General features: G+C 54.3%; 10 protein-coding genes. 7 read left to right on the plus strand and 3 right to left on the minus strand.

What is annotated here, in order from left to right; translation table 11 throughout:
- Positions 1-253 precede the first annotated feature (253 nt).
- Both GV818_RS23365 and GV818_RS23370 read left to right on the plus strand, forming a co-directional pair.
- A complete protein-coding gene (locus GV818_RS23365) occupies positions 254-913 on the plus strand; it encodes a hypothetical protein (RefSeq protein ID WP_161758836.1) in 660 nt (219 codons plus the stop codon).
- A 382-nt stretch (positions 914-1,295) separates the two neighbouring features.
- Positions 1,296-2,393: an NADH:flavin oxidoreductase gene (locus GV818_RS23370; protein WP_161777691.1), complete on the plus strand. Its 1,098-nt coding sequence runs from the start codon at positions 1,296-1,298 to the stop codon at positions 2,391-2,393.
- Positions 2,394-2,977: 584 nt separating this feature from the next.
- On the opposite strand, the gene GV818_RS23375 is transcribed toward GV818_RS23370, so the two are convergent.
- Positions 2,978-3,901: a LysR family transcriptional regulator gene (locus GV818_RS23375; RefSeq protein ID WP_161777661.1), complete on the minus strand. Its 924-nt coding sequence runs from the start codon at positions 3,899-3,901 to the stop codon at positions 2,978-2,980.
- A gap of 227 nt (positions 3,902-4,128) precedes the next feature.
- Between GV818_RS23375 and GV818_RS23380 the strand changes: the two genes are divergently transcribed.
- Both GV818_RS23380 and GV818_RS23385 read left to right on the plus strand, forming a co-directional pair.
- Entirely contained in the window at positions 4,129-5,184 is a 1,056-nt protein-coding gene (locus GV818_RS23380; protein WP_161777662.1) for a M24 family metallopeptidase, read from the plus strand.
- 690 nt (positions 5,185-5,874) lie between these two features.
- Positions 5,875-6,753, plus strand: coding sequence for a LysR family transcriptional regulator (locus GV818_RS23385; RefSeq protein WP_161758839.1), 879 nt, complete (start codon positions 5,875-5,877; stop codon positions 6,751-6,753).
- A 210-nt stretch (positions 6,754-6,963) separates the two neighbouring features.
- On the opposite strand, the gene GV818_RS23390 is transcribed toward GV818_RS23385, so the two are convergent.
- On the minus strand, positions 6,964-7,470 hold the full coding sequence (locus GV818_RS23390; protein ID WP_161758840.1) for a DUF4265 domain-containing protein: 507 nt from the start codon (positions 7,468-7,470) through the stop codon (positions 6,964-6,966).
- Between the two features lie 358 nt (positions 7,471-7,828).
- On the opposite strand from GV818_RS23390, the gene GV818_RS23395 reads away from it, so the two are divergent.
- Entirely contained in the window at positions 7,829-9,055 is a 1,227-nt protein-coding gene (locus tag GV818_RS23395; RefSeq protein ID WP_161758841.1) for an MFS transporter, read from the plus strand.
- A 146-nt stretch (positions 9,056-9,201) separates the two neighbouring features.
- Here GV818_RS23395 and GV818_RS23400 read toward each other — a convergent pair whose 3' ends face one another.
- On the minus strand, positions 9,202-9,849 hold the full coding sequence (locus GV818_RS23400; protein ID WP_161758842.1) for a dTMP kinase: 648 nt from the start codon (positions 9,847-9,849) through the stop codon (positions 9,202-9,204).
- 1,195 nt (positions 9,850-11,044) lie between these two features.
- On the opposite strand from GV818_RS23400, the gene GV818_RS23405 reads away from it, so the two are divergent.
- A complete protein-coding gene (locus tag GV818_RS23405) occupies positions 11,045-11,950 on the plus strand; it encodes a hypothetical protein (RefSeq protein ID WP_161758843.1) in 906 nt (301 codons plus the stop codon).
- Between the two features lie 322 nt (positions 11,951-12,272).
- On the plus strand, positions 12,273-12,632 hold the full coding sequence (locus GV818_RS23410; protein WP_161777663.1) for a cupredoxin domain-containing protein: 360 nt from the start codon (positions 12,273-12,275) through the stop codon (positions 12,630-12,632).
- The last annotated feature ends 2 nt before the right edge of the window (positions 12,633-12,634 follow it).

Consider the following 12,634-nt stretch of genomic DNA (forward strand, 5'->3'; position numbering starts at 1 on the left):
CCATCAGGCAGGATGGACCGTCGTCGGTATCAGGCGTGTTGGCTGGCGTAGGGCACTGGCTTCACCACTTGGAGAAAAGGTTGCAGAGGCTTTAGGGCGCGCATTCAACAGCAAATAGCGGCATAACGTCAAGCCCCGAGAGGGCAAAGTTCCAGCGGCCCTGTTTGCGCGAAACACCCGAGCTTTTGTCATGAAAAAAACCACCTGGCGCTCATAGGGTGCTGCAAGTCATAACCCCGATAAGGAATCGATCATGAATCTTTCAAGCTTGCTGATGGCTGGAGTCATTGGTCTGGCACTTGCACCCTTGGCCCAAGCCTCGTCCACGGCTGACAGCGAAGAAAAAGCCCAGTTACGCAAACTCTTCTGCGAGTCGAAGGGCGGCGCCGATATCACTGCGCTGGGTGAGTTGAAGAAGTCCGACGACGTCGGCGCCGTGGTGGTGTGCAAGCTCCCGCCGTCGCCCACCACGGCGGTGGCAAACCAGGCGGCATCGAGCCTTGCCCCGCTGCCACTGACGCCTGTCACGGCAACGCTTGCGCCACCGTCCGGGGTCTACAAGCTCGCCCCGGGCGCCAGTAGCGTCAACACCTCATGTTCGGCCAACCTGGCCATCGCCAAATGGGCGGGTTTGCCCAATACCAGCAACGGCAACGCCACCTTGAACTGCCGCGGATACAATGCCGGCGCAGCGGGCGGTACGCTGGGTTGCAAGATCGAATGGACCGGGCCGACCCAGGTCGCCATCGGGGTAGTCCCTTACGGTGGCCAGGTAGCGGTGAACTTCAATTGCCAGGCCCTGTACTTCGGTTCCGTCGGCACGGTGATGGATTTCAGCTACGCCGATCCGGCGTATCCGCGCATCCGCTATGGCTCAGTCCAGGCCACCAGCAGCATGACCATCACTCAGTGATGCGTGATGCGGTTCATGCTCGGCTGAGCGTCGTTCAAACACCGGCGGGGCCGCTCCCTGCCGGTCACCCTCCTCTGCATCATTGCTTGCCGCGAGCGTCTCTTTGAACTGCAGGAGCGCTCCCTACCCCAGCATTGCTTCCATGAAGTGAGTTGAGATTTGTCCTGCTCGACATGCCGCAGCAAAAGCGGATCTGTCATCCGTATCCTTTTGTGCATCATTCCTGCTTCCGCCAACCACTGGGCGTGAACAGTTCCCTAGTGGTTATCTAACGCTAATCGTTACACTGCCTTATCTGAATGCCTCAATTCTAAGCCACACCCGAGCAACGTATCTTGGTGCCATGAATCACTACATGGGCAACAGCCCTTCGGAGAAATTTATGACCGCTAAAGATCCGCTTTTTACACCTCACTATGCCGGGCCACTTCAGCTCAAGAACCGTTTCGCGGTGGCGCCAATGACTCGTGTCAGTGCCACTGAAGAAGGCTGTGCAACGGAGCTCATGGCGAAGTACTACGAGCGTTTTTCCACGGGTGGATTTGGACTGCTGATCACCGAAGGGCTCTATACGGATCAAAAGTACGCGCAAGGTAACCTGCTCCAGCCAGGGATGAGTGATGAGACTCAAGCTGAGTCCTGGAAAACCATCGTAGAACAGACTCACAGGGCTGGAGCCAAGATCGCAGCCCAACTCATGCATGCGGGCCCGTTGGTACAGGGCAATCGATTCGTGAACGGCAGTATTGGCCCCTCCGCAGTCCAGCCCCGTGGTGAGCAAATGACTTCCTACTACGGCAAAGGGAAGTTCCCTATCCCTAAAGAAGCTTCGGAAGCAGACATTGCCGATGCGATCGAGGGCTTTGCACGCGCAGCGCATCTTGCTACCCATATCGCTGGTTTTGATGCAGTAGAAATTCACGGCGCAAATGGCTATCTGCTCGACCAGTTCTTCACCGATTACGGCAACAGCCGATCCGATCGCTGGGGTGGTGACGTCTCTAGCCGAGTACAGCTGATCCTTGAAACCGTGAAAGCGGTGAAGAAAACGATCAAACTAGGCGCTGCTTTGGGCGTGCGGATATCCCAAGGCAAAGTTAATGATTTTTTCCACAAATGGTCGGAGGGAGAGCAAGGCGCCAAGGTGGTATTCGAGGCTCTTGCCAACCTCGGAGTGGACTATATCCACGTCACTGAATTCGAAGCGTGGCAGCCAGCGTTCTCCAATACAGAGAAAAGTCTTGCCACGCTTGCAAGGCAGTACGCGCCTGGAGTGACGGTGATCACGAACGGTTCACTCCACGACCTGAACCGCTCAGCGCAACTGCTTGAGGAAGGTGCCGATGTTATTGCCTATGGCAGAGGCGCGCTCGCAAACCCTGATCTGCCAATTCGTGCCAAAAACGGAGAAGACCTGCGGGACTTCGATCCATCGCTTCTCGGCCCAATTGCCAATATCAAAGAAAGCGAACTGGCTTAAGCGATCTATTTGACGTAGGTGTTTGCGTCGAGCTTCGCCCAACGGTCAATTCCTGGCAGCCGGCTTTTGTACGTCGGCCTTGGCAAGGAAAAGATCTCAGCATCGGGGATGCAAGATATAGAGAATTGGCGCGCGACTGCATACTCGGGCGAGGAGCTGAGCGAAAGCTTTGTAGAGATCACTCGGTGGCTCAAGGACCGCGGGGCATCAAAACTGCTGGAACATTTGGATTTGGTCGCGCTTGCCCCGTCGCTTTTTCGTGGCCAATTGTTCAATAGCCCGGTGTGGAGGTCGTGGCCCTTACCCTTGCCGAACATCTGCCCAGGGATATCCAACCCTTACAAAAGAACTTGGCCGAGCTGCCCTTGCTGAGCGGGGATCACTCCCGCTGCGCTCCTTGATTGCAGCACTTTGCGTTTCAAACCGTAGGAAGCATGTGTTGACCTAGCCCCGGTTTGGAAGGCTGAAACCGCTGTCCAGGTATCCGAATCAGGGGAAGCTGGCTCGCAGCTTCCCCCCACCTAAATGTCTTCTTTGCTTAAAAGTCTGAAGAAGCACTCTCCAGAATATGGTGGGCGTGTTGGCTACCTGTATTTGCTCTTGAGAAAGTCCACGAATACCCGAAGCTTCGCTGGCATCTGAGTCCTGTGTGGGTAGTAAAGGAAGAAAGGCTCGCCGGGAGGACTGTAGCTCTCTAGTATCACCTGCAAAGCTTCCTCAGCAATCTGAGCCTGTGCGAACTGTTTGAATACGTAGGCGACACCTACGCCGTTACAGGCAGCTGAGACCACGGCTCTCATCTCATCAAAGATCAAGTTGCCAGCGACGTTGATCTGTACGTTGCGCCCCCCCATTCGAAACACCCATTCGTAAAATTGCCCGCGCGGGTGCAACCGCTGCCTGATGCAGCGATGACTGACGAGCTCTTGAGGCGTTTGCGGCACGCCGCACTTGAGCAAGTAGCCTGGGGAGGCCACAACGACGCGATGCTGCGGCACACCTAACGGTATGCCCACCATATCCCGTTGCACCGTGTGGCCCAATCTGATGCCCAAATCAAACCCATTGCCAACGATGTCAGTGAGCTCATTGTCGACTGATATTTCGACATTTATATCTGGGTAATGGGCAAGGAATTCGGCGAGGTAAGGCTCCACCATGGTCACGAATGCGACATGAGATGTGTTGATGCGAAGCTCACCACTGGGCTGATCGTATGAAGAGCGTACGAGCTCGATGGCGCCTTCTACGGATGCTAGAGCGGGCCCCAATGCCGAAAGCAATTGAGCCCCTGCATCGGTTAGCGAAACGCTCCGAGTTGTCCGATTCAAGAGTCGCGCGCCAAGGGTCGCCTCCAGTTGTTTAATGGTCTTGGAGACCGCCGTCGCACTGACACTGAGCTCAGCTCCGGCCCTTGTGAAACTCAATGTCCGGGCGACCATGACAAACACTGATAGTGCTGGGAGCAAAGAAGGTGCGAAAGCAGGTGCAGCCGTAATCATCGTCATTCCACTATGAACCGTAGGTTCATAACCTATACGCATCTTCACCACTTATCGTCAACAGTCCTCCCCCTTAAGCTGGTTGCATCCATTCATCTACGCATGAGGAAACAACCTTGCTTACCAATCGCACACCAAGATCAGAATACGAAAACCGATGGAAACGTGCCCAGGCATCAGCTAAAGCATGCGGTGTTGAGGCTCTCGTGGTTTGGGGGAAAGGTGGGGGGACGGTGGACACTGCCAACGATCTTATCTACCTCGCCAACTACTGCCCCGTATTCCCTTACGCCCCGGATCTTCCTGGCCTCTGGGCTGGACTGTCTCATGGCGCTGTAATCATCCCGGTCAATGGCGAGCCTATCCTGATCACGGAGTCACCCGCGATCCGCCGAGACATCGTCAGTGTTCAAGACGTCCGCTCAGCCGATGGCTTCGTTCCGGATAAAGTAGCGGCAACGCTGCGTGAGATGGGCCTTGGCAACTCCAGGGTTGGATTAGTAGCTGGGCCGTGGCTGGTAGCTTCCGTCTACAAGCGCTTGCTGAACTCCGCAAAAGGAGTCGACTTCATCGAGCTTGATTACGTGATTGAAGCGTTGAGAACTCACAAGTCGGAGTTTGAATTTGAGCTACTTCGCGAAGCAGCCGTCATCGGAAATGCCTCGATGGAAGCCATGATGAAGAGTGCATCCACTCCAGGGACTTCTGAAGCCGATGCAGTAGCCCAGGCCTACAACGTGGCTATACGCCGGGGCAGTGCCATGATCGACGCTGCCTGTTCGTCCGGTCGCCATTCGGCACTGTACGCCGACGGGATGGCGCCACAGTGGACAACTCGTCCTCTTGAGTCAGGGGACATTTTTCACTGTGACATGTACGGCGCTGCAGTCGAGGGTTACTGCTGGGATTTTTCCCGGACAGTCGTCACGGGTGGGAAATGGAGCTCGGCTCAGAACGAGGTGTATGACGGAGCGATCGCGGCTATCGATGCCGGCGTCGCAGCATGCCGTCCAGGCATCTCTGCGCAAGCACTCTATGACGTCGTGTTTGCCGAGCTTCAGAAGCGCGAAATCTATTGTGGCTATCCGCTGCACGGCCACTCGTACGGTATCGGGTGGGAGTCGCCGTGGCTTGTTCCAGGCAACGAGACGAAAATTGAGGCCGGAATGGCTATCGCAATTGAATGCATGGCAGGTCGTGAAGACACTGGCTACGTGAAGTTCGAGCACAACGTACTCGTCCATGCAGACCGGACCGAGCTGATCTCTACCTGCCCAGCCCGCCTGTAATAACCGACCCAAACAGTGCGCCGCCCTCAGCAGCGCATTGTTTCGGGTGAGTTCAATACCGTCGCCCGCCCCTGTCCTATCCTGAGAACCGGCCACCACCATCGGCGTCCACCACCACACCGCTGAGGTAAGAAGCACGCCGGGACGCCAGGTATTGATTCCGACCATTCCATATTCCAACGCTTCGGACACGCGGAAAACTCGGCTCATATCTTGGGTGCGGGCCAAAGGAAACACCCTACGCTAGCCCATCGCCGATCTGAAGCTTGCTCACTGCTGCCGCCAGTTTTCTTACAAAACGGTTGCTGAGGCGAACACCTGCAAACTGGGTCGGAGTGAAAAGCGTATGAGTGCCACTCGACATGAAGACCTCCTGTATCCGGCCTGGCAGGCATCGGAAATGAACAATAACCGGTCTACGTTAGGCGTGACTGTCAGTGAATAGAATCCCGCCAAAGCGATAAGTCGCTATAACGAATTTCGTTATAATGACGTTGCGGTCTTGTCGTAAAATGACGACGTCGCCCGGGTTGAGTGGTATGGCCAGAGAGAAGATCGAGACAACTCGATTGCCTGCGACATGCAGCAAAATCACCCGCTGTTTAGCCGTGTCCTTTTTGATTTGGGCCAAGCGTCCCGGTTGTGGACAACCTCCCCAGAGCCAGTGCCTCCAGTAGAGATCAACGAATCATGAATTTAAACGACGTACATGTATTCTTGATGGTGAGTTCCTCCGGGAGCCTGACTCAAGCAGCAAAGCGCCTGGAAATTTCAGCGATGGCAGCATCAAGACGGTTGGCAAGTCTTGAGGAGGAGTTAGGAACCCGGCTGGTTCACCGGACAACACGCTCAACTTCGCTTACACCTGAAGGCGAAGATTTCTTGCCCTACGCCAAAGCAATGGTCGAAGCGGAGGAAAGCGCGAAGTTTCTGTTCTCGCCCAACCCAAAGGGCGCGTCCGGGCTGTTGCGAGTCACATCTCCATCAGGGATAGGACGGCGCAATGTGATGCCGCTGATCAAGCCGCTGCTCGAGCAGAACCCCGAACTGAGGGTGGAGCTACAACTACACGATGATGTGCTGGACATTGTAGGCAGAGGGATTGACGTTGCCATCCGCGTGGCGCCGCTAAGGGACTCAACGCTGATCGCCAAGCGAATCGTGAATAACGCCCGCGTCGTCTGCGCATCTCCCGAGTATCTTGCGCAGCATGGCGTGCCGAGCAGCCTGGACGATCTGCATCGTCATAACTGCATTCGACTTCTGAATGTTCCACAATGGACGTTCATCGCCGATGGACAACCTACCGTGGTCAGCATCGAAGGCCGAGTAAGCTGTAACAACGTCGACTCAGTTCGCGAGCTGTGTATGGAGGGTTTAGGCCTCGCTCAACTCACGCTGATGGACGTCAAGCGCGAGTTCAATTCCGGAGCGCTCGTTGAGGTGCTGCTCGACAACGTCACCCCGCAAGATCTCAGTGTTTGGGCCCTTCTGCCCACCAACAAGAACCTGCCTCCCCGGGTGACGTTATTCATTGAGCATCTGAGGGCAGCCATGGAACAGGAATAGTGAATCGCCCCCGAATTTCATCCAGAGCACCGTCGAGTGGCTGGTCAGCGCCGGCCGCCTGAAGCGCGCCGATGTCGATCGCGCTCAGCAGTTGCAAGCAGGGCCACATACCCTGGACCCGACAGAGGTCCCAATGAATGATGGTCGCTTTGCCATCGCCTAATTGTATGGATGCCTCCAAGCAAGGCATCTGCTAAATACAGACTGGAATCAGTGTGTCATGAACGGTAGCGTGGCGAGCGACAAGCACTCTTCAAGGCGAACTGATGAGATGCCGGGGTGTTGTAAACATGCGTCTTCGTACGCAATATTCTCTCCATCAGAGATGGCCGAAAGATACTCATCGATTCCCGAAAAAACACAAGAAGCTGGAATATCGACTGAGAAAAGTGACAACTCCTTATTCGACACGCAGGAAGCACCAAGCTCTTTGAGCTTATCGATGATTTCTGATTTTTTTTCAGGATTATTTGCATACACCCTGATTGTTGAATGCCCACCTTGCTTGATTACATGCGTTACAACTAACTCGCTATCACTCTGGCGCACTAGCACGCCATCCCCCTTGCTTACGCCATATATGTAATATGGCGTATTGTCGACAACATAACGATTATCTCCCTGGTAAATCCCCCATACCGATTCCGCTGAAACCGGCGGATAATCATCTTCATCAGGTGTTAGTTCAAAAATAATCTTATGAAAAATTTCGCTCATGTGAGATGCGCTCACGGGTTGGAACCACCTGGGCGATTCAAAGTTTTATAATTCAGCCTGGCTAAACAGGCCATCAAGGTGAGCCGGAAGTTCATCCCATTCGCTATCCGTGATGGATTTGAGTGGTGCGATTAGATCCTTTGACCCGATATTACTGACTGTAAATCAGCTTTCGCAAGCCCGTCTCGAGTGAGCCTGGGCCTGCCAGAATCGGACGCTCTCTTCGAGCGTCTTATCGATTGCACTGATGATGACTATCAAAGGGCCGGTCTATTGGGTTGCCAAAACCGATCAATATAATCGCCCCTCAATTTCTCCCCCCGTCTGGCTTCAGGCGAATCCCCCGGAACCCAACACCATGCCAAGCGCAAGCCTGGGCCCTCGCGGTCTTCCCGAACATAATCAACAGAGTGTCAAACAGCAGTGGCTAGCAATTCTCTCGGTCGCCGTGGGTGCCTTCGCCTTGGTGACCAGTGAATTTCTCCCGGTGGGCGTGCTCAACGACGTCGCCAGCGACCTGGGCATCAGTGCCGGCCACGCCGGACTGATGGTTACCCTGCCCGGCATCATGGCCGCCCTCGCCGCTCCCTTGTTGTCTATCGGCATTGGCGCCATGGACCGTCGCTATCTGCTGATCGGCCTGACACTGATAATGATCATCGCCAACTCGGTCGTGGCCTACGCCAGCGACTTCAGTCTGCTGCTGTTCGGCCGCGTGCTCCTGGGCATCAGCATCGGCGGTTTCTGGGCCACTGCCATTGCCCTCAGCGGCCGCCTGGCCCCCAAGGGAGTGGGCGTAGCCCAAGCCACCTCGATCATCATGGTGGGTGTGACGTTGGCCACCGTACTGGGCGTGCCCGTAGGCACCTGGCTCAGTGGCCTGATGGGCTGGCGCATGACCTTCCTGGTCACCGCGCTGGTGGGCGTACCGGTGTTACTGGCGCAGATATTCCTGTTACCGCGGCTCACCCCGGAAAAGGCCATTCGCATCAGCGACCTGCCGGCCTTGTTTATCAATCCACAAGCTCGGGTTGGCCTGATCGCTGTATTGCTGATTGGCCTGGCGCACTTTGCCGCATACACCTATGTCGCCCCCTTCTTCAAACAAAGTGCCGGCTTTGACGGGCCGACTATTGGCTCGCTGCTGCTGCTCTATGGCGTGGCCGGGGTAATGGGTAATGTTTTCGCCGGTTTCGCCGCCAACCGCAGCGTACGTCACACCCTGTTGCTGGTTGCCCTGATGATCGGCGCCAGCACCGCCCTGTTTCCCTACTTCGCCACGGGCATGACCGGTGCAGCAATGCTGATCGCGCTCTGGGGCTTCGCCTTCGGCGCATTCCCGGCCTGCGCCAGCATTTGGATGTTTGTCGTCGCACCCAAGGATGTGGAGCGTGGCATGCCACTCTTCGTTGCCTTGTTCCAGGTGATTATTGCCCTGGGCTCGTTCTTTGGTGGGCAGATCGTCGACCAGTTGGGCAGCTTGGTGCTGTTGAGTCTGGCGACGGCCCTGGTGGGCTGCGGTTTTGTCACGGTGCTGGTGCTGGGGCGTAATGTCAGTAACAGCCTGGCGGCCCAACCCGGCTAACCAGGAAAGCCGGGACTGATTTATTGCAGTCCCTTGACATGACTTATCGTTCGCCTTGTACCAGTGAACACAGCGCCATGCTTCATAGTTGCGTCACGGTACATGGTTACGACCACCTGAACATCGGCTGCTCATCAGCAGATCTATCAAGCAAGGCGAGAGTTCACGAGTTCGCCTACAGGGCATCGAAGGACTCTATAGATCTCGGAAATCACCTGCATCGTTGCGTCTTCGAGCGGTCCTTCATTACGGCATAAAACCCAGCCGCGATCCGCAATCGCTCGCTCGAACGCCTTGGTACAAGCAACATGTTCTTCCAGCTTATGGATCACAGTACTGCTCAACCCACGTCGTCGTGCCGCTGCCCTCGCCCATGAAATATCAGGCGTGGTGACAACCCCGACATGCAGGTCTGGCACTCGCACGTTTCGATCAATGTTCAACTGCAGAATCTCTGCAAACGGGACTATCCGGCGAAACGCGGCATCAGACGGGTACCAGCGATCGATCAAGATGATGCTGCCAGGTTGCTGTTTAGCCAGCACGTACTGGGAAATCCAAGCACGGCTATCAGCCAGGCGCTCACAAACCTCCAACTCCAAATCCCTGGAGGGACTTCTGACGAGCTGGTTGACGAGGGCCATTGTTTCACCCCTATAGGGATCGCTTTTTTTCTCGCAAAGCCGGATCACCTTGTTGTTGTCGGCCCTAAGTACTTTTGTAACGGCCTCCAACAGTGTGGTTTTGCCGGCTCCCTTGGGCCCATCTAGAGAAACAAACAGCGGACGATTCATTCTTCACATGACAGTTGATAGACGGTTTTTGTTGCCCGTTTCGTTCGCTGGAACCGCTTGGCGCGACTACGCAAATCGAGTGAGGGGCCCTTATGGATAGACATTTATGAACACTCTAACCGGATTACGTCGCTACCGCCTGAGTACAGGTCTTCGGCGGTAAGCCGTTGGCGATGCGTTTAATGATTGCCGGCCGGTGTGTTTTCATCCGTCTGACCGGACCGGGGTTGGCGCAGAACCGTGGTACAGGCCAACGCCAGATGCACATGCAGTACTCTGCGATCACGGCGCCATCCACCGAACGCTGCATGATGGACAGCATGACCCGTAAGTTGGGCGTAGACATTGCAAAATGGCTACTCGAACCGGTGGATGGGGTACTTCTAGTAAATGGGAAGTGAGACTCTCCCGTTTATTTCGACCAATACTCGATCCACATCACTCAAGTTTCATGGCTCTATCGGATAATATTGAGTCCGACAGGAGCTAGAATTGCCATCCCCAATACACTCTCCGTACAAGTACCGATCACCCAGTTCTTGGCCAACATCAACGCGAAATCTTTGATTGATAGTCGGCACTCTCTGCCGTGAAATCGATTATCTCTTCCTTGGCTGGGCATTCCGCGCCGGTCGGAAATCATCACTTTCACTCTGCACGCTTGCCCATCTCCCGTATGCACAGCAGACCGGATGAACACGTGCCAAATCCATGCGCCCCCGACGTACAAGGGCAATGCACGTTGCCCGCATGAACTAGCTTAGACTGACATATTTGTCTTGGGATACGGTTTTTTTAGAACTCCAAACCCGTAAAAAATATTTTGTTACGTTTTCCTTATTAGCAAAAATGGAAAAACACTTATCTATCACTATGCTTAATTTCGTTAATGCAAGCCCCCTCCCACTAAAACTTATACAGGTGATCGCATGAACACTAAGAAAGTCGAGAAAACCAGCAAAGAACAGACTAATACCGCTCGGACTGTAAAAGCCCGCCAAGTAGATGTTGATGTGCGCAAAGCACTGGAAAACGCCTACTGGTAAGTATGTAGAGCAATGAAGAGGCTCTAACCAGCCTCTTCACTACCGACAAAGCTCCCCCCCTCTGATGTAAACAGTAACCCTGCATAGACCCGCTGAGCTTCAAGCTCCCATCGGGCAATTTCCTATTAGGTTCTCTGAGAGAAACTTGAATGAACGCCAATACTTACTTTGAGTCACTCCTCTCACGTTCCATTCCCATAGTGGTCGACTCTGACATTGCACTTGACGTGGCGCGCAATGAAGGATTCAAGACAGTAGACATCAGCAGCTTTGACTTTACAGACAAGAACGCTTGCGCGTTGATGCTTATAACAACTTATGATGGGCATGCCAAACTACGCAAGCTTTGGGATATCACTAAAGCCAAGCTGGCCCACCTGGCCACAGCAAAATTTGACTCCGGAGCAGAGTCTTTAAAGTACTCGCTACATAAGCTGCTCGCCCTGGATCACCAGGCTACATTGAAGCGCCGTGCAGAATCCTATGAAATACTTTTGGCTAAGCCGACAATTCAAGTTCGCAGCGGTCACCACACGCTTCAATGCACTTTGAGTGACAGCGTAGAAATTGCCAATGATTCCGACGACATGCTGGAAGGCTGGTTTTACTCGGTCGCTGAGTTTTTTGAAGCCTCTATAGTAAACATCTCAGAAGAGCAGCCGAGCTTCTCACTTGATGGCGAGCTGGCATTTGATGGCTTTATTTACTTAGCCAACAACCAAAACTTGAAGGATAAATTTGCCGGCGAACTTTCTGAGCTATTGAAACAGGCTTCACGTGGAAACAACATTGTCGAATTCAAAGAAAATGTGGCACAACGTATAGTCCTGAACAACACCGATGTAACCGAAAAATTCCGCAGTATGTTTGGCGACCTGGAGCGAGGCTTGGCGGCGACCGAGTTTGCCGTGGGCTGTGCGAAACACCCGAATCCAGTCGACTGGTCAATAAATTCTCTTTTGAATGAAAGCAGTTGCGGAGTACACGTCGGAATTGGAATGGGGCAGAACATGCCACACATTGATTTCATTTCTACTAGCGCAAGAATTGTATAAGTGGCTGCGCGTCATTACGAAGGATTGGGCGCCGACCTATGGCGGTGTGCTTCGCCTCCCCCTCCTTCACCCAATCGCAAAAGCCTCGCGGGCATGAGCCGGATGCCACTCCCCTTTTGACGTCCGTCAGAACTTCTGATCAGCCTGGTGCCGGCGAGCGCTCAGCTCTCCAGCACCTCTGCGGCGCTATGCGTGGCAATAGAAGCCTGGCCACGAAGTTGAACAATCGCTGAACCATTCTCTATCGCCCTTCGAAACATCTTGAAACAGGCCGCCTGGCAACCACACTATTGCGAATGAATTTCATTTGAGTGGTCGGTGCATGCGAACTGCGGTAAAGCTCACCAGCGTTCTACTCGTGCTCTGCGGAGGGACAGCTCTGGCCGCCCCACCAGCGGTATCAGAGGAGTCGCCCATAAAACTGCTGATTGAAAACCACCGGTTTACTCCCGAGTCCTTCTCTGTCCCAGAGGGAAAGCGCTTTCGTATCGAACTCACCAGCCACGATGAATCCGTGGATGAGTTTGAAAGCTATGACATGAAGTTCGAAAAAATCCTGGTTCCCGGTAACACCATCAGCGTATTCGCCGGCCCCCTGCATCCAGGCACTTACACCTTCTTCGACGACTACCACCCGGACCAGGCCAAAGGCACGGTCATCGTCGAAAAAAATCAGGAGTGAGG

This window comes from Pseudomonas sp. Fl4BN1 (genome assembly GCF_009908285.1).
GTDB lineage: Bacteria > Pseudomonadota > Gammaproteobacteria > Pseudomonadales > Pseudomonadaceae > Aquipseudomonas.